This window comes from Hyphomonas sp. (genome assembly GCF_018402285.1).
In the GTDB taxonomy this organism is placed as follows: Bacteria; Pseudomonadota; Alphaproteobacteria; order Caulobacterales; family Hyphomonadaceae; genus Hyphomonas.
This window is the reverse complement of record NZ_JAGYJH010000006.1, coordinates 288795-301482: the sequence shown is the minus strand read 5'-3', so window position 1 is coordinate 301482 and position 12688 is coordinate 288795. Positions and strand designations below refer to the sequence as shown.

Sequence of the window (12688 nt, the reverse complement as noted above, 5' to 3'; positions counted from 1 at the left end):
ATTGTGTGAAATTCACACAAAGGCGTTAACGCTTGCTTTCCAGATAGTTACCCGGGGGTTGGGAGCCATGCGCCCGTCAACCGGGGGCAGTTGGATCATAAGGTCTGGTCCGGCATCTTTCGGGCCAACCGGACCGGCCAGCCACCCTGATACCGGCGCGACGCTAAGCGTGAAGCTTGAGCCTCTGTGGCGGCGCGCATGGCCTATCCTGTTTACCACAGCTTTGCCCTTCCCTTAAGGAAATTCGATTCTGCACTGCAGCAGTTTCCTTCAGGTCAGCGCTTGCCCGCGCCTCGCGCGGCCTTATTGTGCCAGCCAGCAATCAGGATGAAGGGACGAGGCGGATGCGGTTCGAAGGCACCAAGGATTATGTCGCAACAGATGACCTGCGTGTGGCCGTCAACGCCGCCATCACGCTGGAGCGTCCGCTGCTGGTGAAGGGCGAGCCGGGTACCGGCAAGACCGTGCTGGCCATTGAAGTGGCCAAGGCGCTGGGCGCAGAGCTGATCGAATGGCACATCAAGTCCACAACCAAGGCAAATCAGGGCCTCTACGAATATGACGCCGTCTCCCGCCTGCGCGATGGACAGATGGGCGAAGAGCGCGCCAAGGACGTCAAGAACTACATCAAGAAGGGCAAGCTCTGGGAGGCCTTCACCGCCGGCAAGCGCCCTGTCCTCCTGATCGACGAGATCGACAAGGCCGACATCGAATTCCCGAACGACCTCTTGCAGGAGCTCGATCGGATGGAATTCTTCGTCTACGAAACCGGCGAAACGGTCAAAGCCGTTCAGCGCCCGATCGTGATCATCACCTCGAACAACGAGAAAGAGCTGCCCGACGCTTTCCTGCGCCGCTGCTTCTTCCACTTCATCAAGTTCCCGGATGAAGTGACCATGCGTTCGATCATCGACGTCCATTATCCGGGCATCAAGAAAAAGCTCGTCGCCGACGCCCTCGCCACCTTCTACTCGATGCGCGAGTTGCCCGGCGTGAAGAAAAAGCCCTCCACGTCCGAGCTGCTCGACTGGCTGAAACTCCTCATGAACGAGGATGTCGACCTGGAAACCCTGCGCGAAAAAGACCCCGAGCGCCTCACCCCGCCACTCCACGGCGCGCTCCTGAAAAACGAGCAGGACGTCGCCCTCTTCGAACGCCTCGCTTTCCTCTCCCGCCGTCAGGACGGGGGCGGCAACACCGGCGGCGGCCGCCGCGGCCCGGCAGGCTGAGGCGAACGCCCCTCAGGACATTCGAAAAGCCGGGACTCTGTCCCGGCTTTTTGCGTTTGACGGATCATATCTCCGCCCGGCGCGTTGGCATGTGAGGAAAGCCACAGAATTGAAGGAGGCACCCCATGTTCGTCGCGGTCTATTGGTGGCGCGTCCATCCGGGCAAGGAAGACCAGTTCCGCAAGGCCTGGGTACGCGGAACCCATCTCATCGGCGAGCGCTATGGCAGCTATGGCTCCCGCCTGCACCAGGACAAGGACGGCCGGTTCGTCGGCTATGCCGAATGGCCCGACGAAAAAACCTGGCGCAAGGCGTATGACCAGAAGATGATCTATGACGAGCCCGAAACCCGCGCCGCCTTCTCAGACGCCGTTTGCGAAACCCCGCCCGGCAACGACCCGGTCTTCACCATGGAAGTGACAGATGACCTGCTGAACCGGGCCAGCGGCTGAGCCTCAGCCCAGCGCCGAATCGTGAGCGTTCGCGGCGCTGACATAGTTCACGTCCTCCCGGCTCTTCAGGAAGTCAGCCATCTTGGTCTTGTCGGTTCGCTCGTCCCACCAGGTTTTCCAGGCCAGGAATATCCATCCCAGATGAAACGCGAAGCCAAACGAGATGGCGACCCAGCCCGGGATCGGCCCGATATGCGCCCGCCGGAAGAGCTGCTCCCAGGAGGTCACATCAACCGGATGGATGGCGATCTTGGCAAAATAGGCCGCGCCCAGAATGGCAAATATCCAGCCATAGTTCCGCCTGAGCCTGCGCCCCACACACCGGATCATCGAAATCCTGTATTGCGGCTTCTCGTAGTCGTCCGACAACGCTGTTCCGCGGTCGAGGCGGATCTTTGTCCCCTCTCCGCGCAGGATCGGCACATAAAAGGCAATCTCGATCACCCGCGCCCGGAACCGCCAGACATAGAAAAACCGGTAGCGCCGCGCTTCCAGCATCAGGAACACGATGCACAGCATCCCCACCAGCACGATCGGAAAGGGTGAAGCCCGCTCATTGGCAAATGCCACCGATAGACCGATGCCGGTGGAAATGACGGCCCAGTTCGTCGTCTGGTCGAGCCGCTGACGCCACACTGTCGAGCGGTAGACTTCCGCGCGGTAGAGATGCGACAGCGCCGTCACTTCGGACGGACCACACAGCCCCTCGGCCGGGGGCAATTCGTGGTCGGCGTCTGTTTCGTCCATGGTATCCATGCAGAAACCCTATGCCTCAGGAATGCCGCCGGGAAAAGTCACGCCGCCCGGAACGCGGCAATCAGCCCGGGCAGTATCCCTGCCGCAGGATCGGCCCATACCCTTCCAGAACATGGCGCACGAAGGTCGTGTCAGTGCTGCCATCGCCCTGGCGGATCTTTGGCGCAAGCTTGCCTGCCCCGCCGGCAATCCGTGCCCGCCAAAGCTCATAACGGATGGACTGTGGCGCGGCAGTCCGGTCTCGTGCCCGGTCAAACTCATCCAGCTTGCAATCCTCCATCATCTGCTCAGCCAGCACATGGCTGAAGGAAGCGCGCTCGAAATCATCCTGGCTGAACTGCCCCATCGTGCCGGGCTTTGGCACACCTGCGAAGGAAAACATCATGTCGATCAGGCGGAGGCGTTCCATTGCATTGGGCGCCATATCAATCGCTGCTGCCATGATTTCCGGCCGACCCATGTTCAGCGGCGCCTGGCCCTGCCGGGCCCGCTGGAAAAATCCTTCCCAGCCATATTCGGCAATCGCCGCCTGCGCCTGCTCACGGGCAAAATCCGGCGCCGGCTGGGGCAGGGACACCTGCCCCAGCCGCATCTGCCATTTTGAGGCGAGCGTCTTGTCCTTCAGCCCGCGGGTCGCTTCGGCAAAGGCCGGTTTCAGGCGTGCCTGCTTGTCGGCGGGCAACAGCCCGGCCGCCTGCCAGGCCGCGTCCAGCAAACACCCTGCCTCACCCGGGCCGCTGCAATCGGCTTGCATCGACATACCCTGCGGCACCATTCGGGCAGGCGGCGGGCCGGACGGCGCCGCCGTGGCCGCACATGCGCCAACCACCAGAAAACACGAGAAAAGGGCCACCCGAAGCATCTCTTTTCCTAACCCGGCCTGCATGAACCGCAAATGACCACACTTTTCCCAGCGTCAGCTTGGACAGACGCCCCCATGAGGGTTATCTTCCTCGTTCGAGAAGCAGAAAGGCCCTGCCGATGTTCCTGAATTTCTTCAACGAGCTGCGCGCGGCGAAAGTCCCGGTCACGCTGAAGGAATACCTGATGCTCATGGAGGCCATGGACAAGCAGGTCATCGATATGGAGGTGGAGGAGTTCTACTACCTCTCCCGCGCGGCCCTCGTGAAGGACGAGCGAAACATCGACAAGTTCGACCGCGTCTTCTCCCATACCTTCAAGGGCCTCGACACGCTGGGCGACGCGGTCAACGTGCAGGACCTTCCCGAGGAATGGCTCAAGAAGATGAGCGAGAAATTCCTCACCAAGGAAGAAATGGAAGAAATCGAGGCCATGGGCGGCTTCGAGAAGCTCATGGAGACGTTGAAGAAGCGCCTCGAGGAGCAGAAGAAACGCCACGAAGGCGGCAACAAGATGATCGGCACCGGCGGCACCTCGCCCTTCGGCGCCAATGGCTACAATCCCGAAGGCGTGCGCATTGGCCAGGACAAGTCCCGCCATCGCCGCGCCGTAAAGGTATGGGACAAGCGCGAATTCAAGAATTACGACGACAAGCTCGAACTCGGCACGCGCAACATCAAGGTCGCCATGAAGCGCCTGCGCAAATGGGCCCGCAAGGGCGCCCCTGACGAACTCGACCTTGACGGCACGATCCGCAACACTGCCCGCAAAGGCTATCTCGACATCGAGATGCGCCCGGAAAAGCGCAACACGATTTCGGTCATCCTGCTGCTCGATGTCGGCGGCTCGATGGACCCGCATATCCGCGTGATGGAAGAGCTCTTCTCTGCCGCCCGCGCAGAGATCAAGAACCTTGAATACTTCTACTTCCACAACTGCCCCTATGAGGGCCTCTGGCGCGACAACCGCCGCCGCATGAACAACCGCATCCCCACCTGGGACGTGCTGAACAAATATCCGTCAGACTACAAAGTGATCGTCGTGGGCGATGCAACGATGAGCCCGTACGAAATTACCTATGCCGGCGGCTCGGTCGAACACTGGAATGAAGAGGCCGGCGGCCTTTGGCTGCAGCGTTTCGTGGAGCGCTATCCAAACTTCGTCTGGCTCAACCCCACCAAGGAAGGCGCCTGGGAATACACCGGCTCCATCAAGCTCATCCGCGAACTGATCGGCCCCCACCGCATGTTCGAGCTGACCCTCGCTGGCCTCGACGAAGCGATGAAGGAACTCAGCCGCTAGGCCGCCGCCTTGTAGATCCGCCACAGCGCGAACACGCCGATCGCCACCCACAGGATGTTGATCGCCACTGACGGGATTGCCCCGTGATAACCGCTGTTGAGGATAAACCCTGCCGCTCCGATCACATTGGCCCATTGATAGGCCGGTGAATTCCCCTGCAGACGCCCGAGCGACAAGAGGATATAGGCGCCCAGAATCAGCACCGCGCCGGACCAGCCAGCCGCTTCAATCAGGATTTCCGTGATCGTCATGGCGCGCCCGCTAGCCGGTCTCCCGCGCGCTGGCAATCAGTCTTTACGGTGACGGCCTTCCCACTCGCTCCGGGTCATCTCCCAGACAAGGCTCGCCCGGCTCGTCCCGTCGCTGCGCAGGCTCGTCACCTCCCCCATGCGGCGGAAGCCCAGCCCGTCCAGCAGACGCTGCGTCGCCACATTGTCGAGCGACGCTGTCTCGCAGATCAGTCCCAGCCCCAGCGCCTCGAACATCCAGCCAAAGCTTTCAGCCGCCCCGCGCGCGCCGCTCCCCTGCCCATGGAGGGAGGGATGCAAGGCCCCGCCAAGCTCGCCTGCCCCAAACTCCGGCCAGACCTGCACATCCGAATAGCCGAGGATCTGCCCGCCCTCACCCTCGCGCAGGAACAGCAGCCCAATGCCCACTTCGCGCTCAAGCAGATGCGTCTCGATGAAGTCCTCGACACTGCGCTCCGTCAGCGGCCGCGGCAGTGTATAGATCGGCGCATGCACCGCCGGGTCAGACAGCAGCGTATAAAGCCCCGCCGCGTCCTCGATCCGCGCCAGCCGCGAGCTGCCCATCTGTGTCGCCAGCCGCACGGCGCAGCGGACCGCCTCTGCGGTTTCAGCGCTTGCAGGGTTTCGCGTGATCGGAAGCTCGCTCGCCATCGCTCCTGAATCGCAGCTTTCCCCGGCCTCTGCCAAGCCCCCCGCGCAGATGATGCACAATTTCGTTTGACTGGGGCTGCGCCTTGCCGACAGTCCGGGCCATGACCGACACCGCCGCCGTCCGCCGCCCGGGCCGAAACGCATTCTTCTTCGTGCTGGTGACGGTCTTCATCGACCATCTGGCCTTTGGCCTTATCATACCGGTCCTGCCGAGCCTCATCCAGGACCTCGCCCATGTTCCCGCCTCCGGTGCCACTTTGTGGATCGGCGCCCTGGCAGCCACCTATGCCGTGATGAATTTCCTCTTCGGCCCACTGATCGGCGCCCTGTCAGACAGGTTTGGCCGCCGCCCGGTGCTGCTTGTCTCCATGGCCATGCTGGGGCTCGACTTCCTCCTCATGGCACTTGCCCCAAACATCTGGATCCTCTTCCTCGGCCGCGCACTGGCGGGCATCTCCGGGGCCACCTTCTCAACCGCCAATGCCTATATCGCCGATACCACCACACCGGAAGAACGCGGCCGCGCCTTCGGTTTCATCGGCGCTTCCTTTGGGCTGGGCTTCATCTTCGGCCCGGTGATCGGCGGGCTGCTGGGCGAGATTGGGCCCCGTATCCCCTTCTTCGCGGCCGTCGCGCTTGCCCTGCTCAATTTCATTTATGGCGTCTTTGTCCTGCCCGAATCCCTGCCACGGGAGCGCCGCCGCGCGCTAGCCTTCAAACGCGCCAATCCGCTGGGCGCCGCGCGCCATTTCTCCAAACTTCCGAAGGTCTCCTGGTTCCTCATCGCCAGCGGCATATTCTTCCTCGCGCACACCGTCTATCCAGCCACCTGGTCGATACATGGCGAAATCCGCTATGACTGGTCACCCATGCAGATCGGCCTCTCCCTCGGCGCAGTCGGCGTCGGCGCAGCCGTTGTCCAGGCCGGCCTCATGGGCTTTATCCTGAAGCGTCTTGGCAGCGTGCGCACAATCGTCTTCGGCTACATTGTCAACATCATCGCCATGCTCGGCTTTGCCTTTGCCGGCCAGCCTCTCCTGGCCTATCTGATCATTCCAATCAGCGCGCTCGGCGGCGTGACCATGCCGGCCACCAATGCCCTCATGTCGAGCCTCACCCCGCCTGACGCCCAGGGCGAGCTGCAGGGCGCCGCCTCCAGCCTCAACGCCCTAGGCATGATCATCGGTCCCCTGATCATGAGCGCCGCCCTGTTCAGCTTTTCGCATGACGGGGCACCGGTCCAGTTTGGCGGCGCCGCCTTCCTGCTCGCCGGGCTGCTCACTGCGGCCGCGTTCCTGCCATTCCTGCGCGGGGTGGCGGCAAACCGGGGCGCCCTGCCCGCGACATCTGCCTGACAAGGCATGCCGGCACCGGGCAGGCGTGTTTCAGGGCTTCCTGAGAAGGGCGCCGCCGAGCATTCCGACAATGCCCCCGCCAATGCCGCCTTCCAGAAGATCCTGCAGGTGGACCATGACCGGTGAACTGCCGAGTAATTGCCCGGTGCTGGCCGCGTCAGCCCCGTAATGAGCCCCGACACCCCCGAGAATGCCGCCGAAAACGCCCATCATGGCGCTGCCACCCAGCAGCTTCGACAAAACCGGCCCGAGGATCGTGCCGCCCAGCGCGCTCACGATCAGCGGAATGTATGCTTCCATCACTGTCCCCTGTCATTTTGCTGCAAAGGCGTTCCCCGGCCTGCCCCGGAACACGATTGTTCCGCAGAAGACCTTGACTGTCGATGCCCTTCGCGCCTCTGGAGAGGATTGCATCCTCCCGCGAAGCTGCCACATAGAGCCCATGAGCAAACAGCGCCCCGCCCTCTTCCTGGACAGAGACGGCGTCATCAATATCGACCGGGGCTATGTCAGCCGCATCGGCGACTTCGAATTCATCGAAGGCGCCGCCGAGGCCATCGCCGCCTTTAACCGGCGCGGCTGGTACGTCTTCATCGTCACCAACCAGTCCGGAATTGCCCGTAACTATTACACAGAAGACGACATGCACGCCCTGCATGACTGGATGCAGGCGCGCCTTGCCGAAAAGGGCGCGCGCATCGACCGGATCTATTTCTGCCCCTTCCATGAGGAAGGCGAAAACCTCCGTTACCGGAAGGACAGTTTCGACCGGAAACCCAAGCCCGGCATGCTCCTGCGCGCCATGTCGGATTTTCCGGTGAAACGCGAAGCCAGCTTCCTCATCGGCGACAAGGAGGCCGACATCGAAGCGGCCAAGGCCGCCGGCGTCGCCGGCTTCCTCTTCACCGGCGGCAATCTGGAACGCTTCGCCGAATGGACACTGGCGAGCTTTGAGGATGGCAACAGGGGCTGAGCCCTAAACCGCCTTCAGCGTCTTCGGGTCCATGCCGCCCATGCGGCAGACCTCTTTCCATTCGGCCGCCGTCACCGGCTGCACGGACAGACGAAACGACGCAACAAGGCTCATCTCCGACAGCTTCGGATTGGCTTTGACGTCCTTCAGCGTCACCGGCTTCGGCATCGGCGCCAGCGCGCGGATGGTCACGCAATCCCAACGCGCATCGTCCGTCGTCGGATCGGGCTTTGACAGCTCACACACCTCGCACACGCCAACAATCTCCAGCCCGATATTGGAGTGGTAGAAGAACACCTGGTCACCAAGCTTCATCTCGCGCATGTGATTGCGCGCGGTGTAATTGCGCACGCCCGACCAGATCTCGCCGGCCTCGCCCTTCTTTACCTGCTGCTCCCAGCTCCAGGCGTCAGGCTCCGATTTCATCAGCCAGTATTGCATCTGCAGGTCCTCAGTGTTTTCCGCCCGCCGGCCTCAATGGGGCCGCCAGGCCAAGTCCATAGGCGGGCATGTCGCCATATATGTTGCGGCAGCTTCCGGGGCGAATCGTACAAGTCTCTTGCCAGATACCAACATCCCCGTTCTTGGCAACCGGCTGGTTGAAGGCTTTCCAGTCAGGCAGGAAGATCACGAAATCGCCCTCAAACTCCGCGACCCAGCAGCGTTCCCTTGCTTCAGACAGCTGCCTTATGTCCTCCCGCGAAGCACAATTTAGCGCGCGCTCCCCGCCTGCGCCAGCGCCGCGCGAACCAGCCGCTGATAATGCGGCCAGCCCTTATAGTCTGCCAGCACCGGATCAATCCCGTCCCACGCGGCCGCAAACGCCTCGCACCTTTCTGCCCCCTCCAGCGCCGCCCGCAGCGGATCAATCGCCACCCGGATGGTGAATACCACCGCGCCTGAAATTTCCAGCTTCGAGATTGTCTGCCGCTCCACTCGCAGCCAGAGCGCGTCCAGCGCGCCCGCTTCATCCATTCCGGCGGCCACCGCCGTGAACCCAGCCTGTGACGGGGTAAACCGCTCCGTCCCAGGCTGAACCGTCCAGTTGAACCGCTCCAGCACCTGCCCGGGCCGCAGCGCGTCAAACATGCGGTGAATGCGCCCCACCATCCCCGGATTGGCCCCGGGCACCGGCCCGTGCAACCCGCCCAGAGGTTCGCCCAGCTTCTCGTCGAGCCGCCAGAACGTCGGTGCGCAGAGGCATGCTGCCTCCAGCCGCCACAGCCCCTCCCTGTCCTTGATCAGTATACAGATATCATCGGAGACCGCGCTCGCCGCCCCTTCCAGCGCGCTCTTCCACACCCCCGCCGCCGGCCCCGCCAAGCCGTGCACGGCCGCTGCCAGCTCCAGCGCCGCCAGCTCGCTGCCATCTCGCGCGCCATACACCTCGCCGCGCCGGGCGGCCATCAGCGCCCGCTTTTCTTGCAGAACATGCGCTTCTGTATCCGGACACAGCCAGCTTTCCGGCGCAATCGGACGCAGCCCCGGCGCAAGGCTCAAAGGACCATTCAGGAAAGGAAGATAGGGCGGCCGGCGCATCGTCAGGCCCGCCTCAGACGGCCCGTGCCGCACCCCAGCTGACATAGCCGGCAAATTTCGGCGTGCCGGGCAGATACATTGTCTCAGCGCCTTGCGGCTCAAACCCCGCCGCGCGCAGCATCGCCTGCGTGTCGCGCGTCAGATGGCACCCGCCCGCCAGCGCCTTCCAGACGGGCTCCACCCGGCGCTGCCATTTGGCAACACCTTCGTCGGGCGCCAGCCCGTGCTCGGTGAAGAGTATCTTGCCGCCGGGCTTAAGCACGCGCTTGGTCTCGGCCAGCGCAGACTTCCAGTCCGGGATCGTGCAGAGCACGAAAGTGATCACGGCGGTATCCACCGAATTGTCCGCCAGCGGAATGGCTTCTGCGCCCGTCTCGAGAAAGTCGATACTCTTGCCGATGCCCAGCTCGCTCGCCGTGCGCTTTGCCTTGGCGATCATCCCCGGCGCCGGCTCCAGCGCATAAAGATGGTCGACCTTCGCGCCGTCATACATCGCAAAATTGGTACCCGATCCACAGCCGAGCTCCAGCACAACCCCGTCCGCCTTCGGAACAACTTTCGCCCGCTGCTTCATGATCGGCTTGGTCGAGCACGCGCATGAGATCAGGCTGGGGACAACATATCGCTCCCAGGGGTTCATCAGTCTGCCTTTTTGGAGGGAAGAAAGCCCGGATAGGCATTGGACTGGATCGCCGTGCGGGTTGCCTCGGTCGGGCGCGCGATCAGGGCGTCCTGCGTGATCGAGACTTCATATTCAAACCCGTCACCCATCGGCTGATAGGTCGCCGATCCGTATTCGGCGTCGATGCCGAAACGCGAGCCATGGGTATCGGCCAGCTTGGAAATGTCGATGCCCGGCTCTTCGGTCACGATCCGTATGCCGTCAATCTTGCCTTCGGTCACGGCCTCGGAGGAAAACTGCATGGCATTGGTCGAGCGCATATGCTCGATCCGGTAAACCGAGTCATATCCGAGGATATTCGCCATTGGCTTGAACTTGATCACCCGCGCGCCGATCTGCCATTCGTTGCCACGAAACACCGGCTGTGTCCCGTCCGCCTGAAGGAGCTGCGTCCCGTCCGAAAAGGTCACGTCGGCGGTGAACGCATCTTCTTGCCCGGGGACGGCTACAAACTTCACGACTGCTACAGGGCGTTCATAGGTCAGCCGCTTGTAGGTCTGCATGTTCAGCCCGATGAAGGCGACCATTCCGGCAATCCCGACAAAGCCGGTGCCGAAAGCCAGCCGGGTCACGCCGGCAAACGGCTTGAGGTTTGCCAGCTTCCCAAATCCTGCGAACAGGAGAAGGAGGCCGATAACCCCCGCAATCGATGGCATAATCCACCAGATCAGGCCCATCACTCAATCTCCCTGCGGGGCCCTGCGGCCCATGCCAAGTTAACCCTGCTGGTTCATATATCAGCGCTTTGCGGCGGATTTAGCAACCTTTCGCAGGGCCGCTGCAATTCTAAACGCACGATAAGTCAGGAGGTTGCGGCAATTCCAAGCACAGCGTTCCAGCCGACATAGCCCGCCACCCCCACAATCATGGCAGCAAAGCCTTTGCGGGCCAGCGAAACCCGCCCGGCCAGGACCTTGGCCACCTGCACACCTGCTACCCCGCCCACGGTCCCGCCCGCCAGCAGCAGCCCGGCCATTTTCAGGTCCACATATCCGGCAAGGGCATAATTGGCAGAGGTCGTCGCCACAAACAGCGCCACGGAGGCCAGCGAAGAAGCCATTGCACTGGAAAGCGTCATCCCCGTCGCCGACATAAGGCCGGGCACGATGAGGAACCCGCCCCCTATTCCGAAAAAGCCTGCCGCCAGCCCGGTGAGCACGCCCAGCGGCACAATCCGCGCCATGATGGCCGCCGTGATACGCACATCCGGATCCACCAGACCCTTGGGCTTGCGAAACATCGACAGGCCAATCGCGGCCATGACCGCGGAAAAGGCCAGCAGCAGCCAGGGGCCATCCACCCTCAGCGCAAGCTGCGACCCGGCAATCGACCCTGCAATACCGGCCAGCGCAAATATCCCCGCGCACGGCCTTTTCACCCGCTTGGGCCGCCAATGGCCGATCACGCTCACCGCAGCAATCGCCGCCACCGCCGCTGCTGACGTGCCGATTGCCACGTGCGGATCATTCACGCCAACCGCATAGATCAGCAGCGGCGCGGCCGGAACGCTGCCGCCTCCGCCAAATGTACCGAGGAAAACTCCGACGACCACTCCGCTGAGGATCGCGGCGAGAATGACGATTGGCACAAGTTCCGTTTGCGTCCCGCTCCCTGGCCGACCCACCTTCGCGTGTCTGCGTGCCATGTCCAGTATCAAATATATGATAACTTGCTAATTTAGAAGTATTTCATATATTGGCAGGAACACAGACGTCCGCAAACCCTGAAGAGGAGGCCGAGATGCCCGAGATCAAAGCTTTTTTCGACTCCGCGACAAACACGGTCACCTATCTCGTCTGGGACAAGGCCACCCGCCAGGCGGTCATCATCGATCCGGTACTGGACTTTGATCCCGCCCCCGGGCGCCTCTCCACGAAGTCGGCCGATGCCGTCCTTGCTGCGGCAAAAGCCAAAGAGCTGGAAATAGCCTGGGCGCTCGACACCCATGCCCATGCCGACCATCTCTCGGCAGCCGATTACATCCGCCAGATGACCGGCGCCCGGGTCGGCATCGGGGCCCACATTACTGATGTCCAGAAAATCTTCCGCCCGATGTTCGGCCCCACGCCGGATACGCCGGACGCCAGCGTCTTCGACGCGCTCTTCAATGAGGGGGACGAGATAACGCTGGGCAAGGAAACCATCCGAGTACTGCATACGCCGGGCCATACGGTCGCCTGCCTCACCTATCTGATCGGTGACGCGGCCTTTGTCGGCGACACCGTCTTCATGCCCGACTATGGCACCGCGCGGGCAGACTTTCCCGGCGGCGATGCCCACGCGCTCTACCAATCGATCCGCAAGCTGCTCGCCCTGCCGCCGGAAACCCGCATCTTCACCGGCCATGACTATCTCCCGGAAGGCCGCTCGGACTATGCCTGGGAATCGACCGTCGCCGAGCACCGCGCGGCCAATGTCCACGTTCATGACGGGATCACAGAAAAAGATTTCGTCGCCATGCGCACTGCCCGCGACCAGACCCTCGCCGCCCCGCGCCTGATCCTTCCGTCCCTGCAGGTCAACATCCGAGCCGGCCGCCTCCCACCTGCTGAATCCGACGGCCAGACTTACCTGCGTTTACCGGTGAACCGTCTCGGCAAGTAACAGGGCGCGCCTGCCCAGGCACGACACATCCTTTCT

General features: G+C 62.5%; 17 protein-coding genes. 6 read left to right on the top strand and 11 right to left on the bottom strand.

What is annotated here, in order from left to right; genetic code table 11:
• The first annotated feature begins 344 nt into the window (after positions 1-344).
• Complete coding sequence (locus KG722_RS13295; RefSeq protein ID WP_213272337.1) at positions 345-1229, top strand: MoxR family ATPase; 885 nt, start codon at positions 345-347, stop codon at positions 1227-1229.
• A 125-nt stretch (positions 1230-1354) separates the two neighbouring features.
• Complete coding sequence (locus KG722_RS13290; RefSeq protein WP_213272335.1) at positions 1355-1681, top strand: antibiotic biosynthesis monooxygenase; 327 nt, start codon at positions 1355-1357, stop codon at positions 1679-1681.
• A 3-nt stretch (positions 1682-1684) separates the two neighbouring features.
• Here KG722_RS13290 and KG722_RS13285 read toward each other — a convergent pair whose 3' ends face one another.
• Entirely contained in the window at positions 1685-2437 is a 753-nt protein-coding gene (locus tag KG722_RS13285; protein WP_213272333.1) for a DUF2270 domain-containing protein, read from the bottom strand.
• A gap of 61 nt (positions 2438-2498) precedes the next feature.
• Positions 2499-3197, bottom strand: a complete 699-nt coding sequence (locus KG722_RS13280) for a hypothetical protein (RefSeq protein WP_213272331.1) — start codon at positions 3195-3197, stop codon at positions 2499-2501.
• A 221-nt stretch (positions 3198-3418) separates the two neighbouring features.
• Between KG722_RS13280 and KG722_RS13275 the strand changes: the two genes are divergently transcribed.
• Positions 3419-4600 (top strand): VWA domain-containing protein, encoded by a 1182-nt coding sequence (locus tag KG722_RS13275; protein ID WP_213272329.1) that lies wholly within the window; start codon positions 3419-3421, stop codon positions 4598-4600.
• On the opposite strand, the gene KG722_RS13270 is transcribed toward KG722_RS13275, so the two are convergent.
• Positions 4597-4851, bottom strand: coding sequence for a hypothetical protein (locus tag KG722_RS13270; RefSeq protein ID WP_213272327.1), 255 nt, complete (start codon positions 4849-4851; stop codon positions 4597-4599). The genes KG722_RS13275 and KG722_RS13270 overlap by 4 nt on opposite strands.
• 36 nt (positions 4852-4887) lie before the next feature.
• Positions 4888-5499 carry a GNAT family N-acetyltransferase gene (locus tag KG722_RS13265; RefSeq protein WP_213272325.1) on the bottom strand — a complete coding sequence of 204 codons (612 nt, stop codon included), beginning with the start codon at positions 5497-5499 and terminating at the stop codon, positions 4888-4890.
• A 101-nt stretch (positions 5500-5600) separates the two neighbouring features.
• On the opposite strand from KG722_RS13265, the gene KG722_RS13260 reads away from it, so the two are divergent.
• Entirely contained in the window at positions 5601-6854 is a 1254-nt protein-coding gene (locus tag KG722_RS13260; protein WP_213272323.1) for a TCR/Tet family MFS transporter, read from the top strand.
• Between the two features lie 30 nt (positions 6855-6884).
• On the opposite strand, the gene KG722_RS13255 is transcribed toward KG722_RS13260, so the two are convergent.
• On the bottom strand, positions 6885-7154 hold the full coding sequence (locus tag KG722_RS13255) for a hypothetical protein (protein WP_213272321.1): 270 nt from the start codon (positions 7152-7154) through the stop codon (positions 6885-6887).
• Positions 7155-7296: 142 nt separating this feature from the next.
• Here KG722_RS13255 and KG722_RS13250 point away from each other — a divergent pair, with 142 nt between their 5' ends.
• A complete protein-coding gene (locus tag KG722_RS13250) occupies positions 7297-7827 on the top strand; it encodes a D-glycero-beta-D-manno-heptose 1,7-bisphosphate 7-phosphatase (RefSeq protein ID WP_213272319.1) in 531 nt (176 codons plus the stop codon).
• Positions 7828-7830: 3 nt separating this feature from the next.
• Here the strand turns inward: KG722_RS13250 and KG722_RS13245 are convergent, their stop codons facing one another.
• The 6 genes from KG722_RS13245 to KG722_RS13220 all read right to left on the bottom strand — a co-directional run bounded on the left by KG722_RS13245 (position 7831) and on the right by KG722_RS13220 (position 11636).
• Positions 7831-8268, bottom strand: a complete 438-nt coding sequence (locus KG722_RS13245) for an EVE domain-containing protein (RefSeq protein WP_213272317.1) — start codon at positions 8266-8268, stop codon at positions 7831-7833.
• A gap of 10 nt (positions 8269-8278) precedes the next feature.
• The gene (locus tag KG722_RS15510) at positions 8279-8458 is read right to left on the bottom strand and encodes a DUF4188 domain-containing protein (protein ID WP_213272316.1); all 180 of its coding nucleotides are present in this window, start codon (positions 8456-8458) and stop codon (positions 8279-8281) included.
• 80 nt (positions 8459-8538) lie between these two features.
• The gene (locus KG722_RS13235; RefSeq protein ID WP_213272314.1) at positions 8539-9366 is read right to left on the bottom strand and encodes a heme-dependent oxidative N-demethylase subunit alpha family protein; all 828 of its coding nucleotides are present in this window, start codon (positions 9364-9366) and stop codon (positions 8539-8541) included.
• Positions 9367-9379: 13 nt separating this feature from the next.
• Entirely contained in the window at positions 9380-10006 is a 627-nt protein-coding gene (locus KG722_RS13230) for a class I SAM-dependent methyltransferase (protein WP_213272312.1), read from the bottom strand.
• Positions 10006-10725, bottom strand: a complete 720-nt coding sequence (locus KG722_RS13225; protein WP_213272310.1) for a hypothetical protein — start codon at positions 10723-10725, stop codon at positions 10006-10008. Before KG722_RS13225 ends, KG722_RS13230 begins: the two co-directional genes overlap by 1 nt.
• Before the next feature lie 125 nt (positions 10726-10850).
• Positions 10851-11636, bottom strand: coding sequence for a sulfite exporter TauE/SafE family protein (locus KG722_RS13220; RefSeq protein ID WP_366910244.1), 786 nt, complete (start codon positions 11634-11636; stop codon positions 10851-10853).
• Between the two features lie 152 nt (positions 11637-11788).
• Here KG722_RS13220 and KG722_RS13215 point away from each other — a divergent pair, with 152 nt between their 5' ends.
• Complete coding sequence (locus tag KG722_RS13215) at positions 11789-12652, top strand: MBL fold metallo-hydrolase (protein ID WP_213272306.1); 864 nt, start codon at positions 11789-11791, stop codon at positions 12650-12652.
• The last annotated feature ends 36 nt before the right edge of the window (positions 12653-12688 follow it).

Bases quoted from the DNA above. Each gene is read 5' to 3' on its own strand.
- KG722_RS13295 (WP_213272337.1), top strand. From the start codon at position 345: ATGCGGTTCGAAGGCACCAAGGATTATGTCGCAACAGATGACCTGCGT.
- KG722_RS13290 (WP_213272335.1), top strand. From the start codon at position 1,355: ATGTTCGTCGCGGTCTATTGGTGGCGCGTCCATCCGGGCAAGGAAGAC.
- KG722_RS13285 (WP_213272333.1), bottom strand. From the start codon at position 2,437: ATGGATACCATGGACGAAACAGACGCCGACCACGAATTGCCCCCGGCC.
- KG722_RS13280 (WP_213272331.1), bottom strand. From the start codon at position 3,197: ATGTCGATGCAAGCCGATTGCAGCGGCCCGGGTGAGGCAGGGTGTTTG.
- KG722_RS13275 (WP_213272329.1), top strand. From the start codon at position 3,419: ATGTTCCTGAATTTCTTCAACGAGCTGCGCGCGGCGAAAGTCCCGGTC.
- KG722_RS13270 (WP_213272327.1), bottom strand. From the start codon at position 4,851: ATGACGATCACGGAAATCCTGATTGAAGCGGCTGGCTGGTCCGGCGCG.
- KG722_RS13265 (WP_213272325.1), bottom strand. From the start codon at position 5,499: ATGGCGAGCGAGCTTCCGATCACGCGAAACCCTGCAAGCGCTGAAACC.
- KG722_RS13260 (WP_213272323.1), top strand. From the start codon at position 5,601: ATGACCGACACCGCCGCCGTCCGCCGCCCGGGCCGAAACGCATTCTTC.
- KG722_RS13255 (WP_213272321.1), bottom strand. From the start codon at position 7,154: ATGGAAGCATACATTCCGCTGATCGTGAGCGCGCTGGGCGGCACGATC.
- KG722_RS13250 (WP_213272319.1), top strand. From the start codon at position 7,297: ATGAGCAAACAGCGCCCCGCCCTCTTCCTGGACAGAGACGGCGTCATC.
- KG722_RS13245 (WP_213272317.1), bottom strand. From the start codon at position 8,268: ATGCAATACTGGCTGATGAAATCGGAGCCTGACGCCTGGAGCTGGGAG.
- KG722_RS13235 (WP_213272314.1), bottom strand. From the start codon at position 9,366: ATGCGCCGGCCGCCCTATCTTCCTTTCCTGAATGGTCCTTTGAGCCTT.
- KG722_RS13230 (WP_213272312.1), bottom strand. From the start codon at position 10,006: ATGAACCCCTGGGAGCGATATGTTGTCCCCAGCCTGATCTCATGCGCG.
- KG722_RS13225 (WP_213272310.1), bottom strand. From the start codon at position 10,725: ATGGGCCTGATCTGGTGGATTATGCCATCGATTGCGGGGGTTATCGGC.
- KG722_RS13215 (WP_213272306.1), top strand. From the start codon at position 11,789: ATGCCCGAGATCAAAGCTTTTTTCGACTCCGCGACAAACACGGTCACC.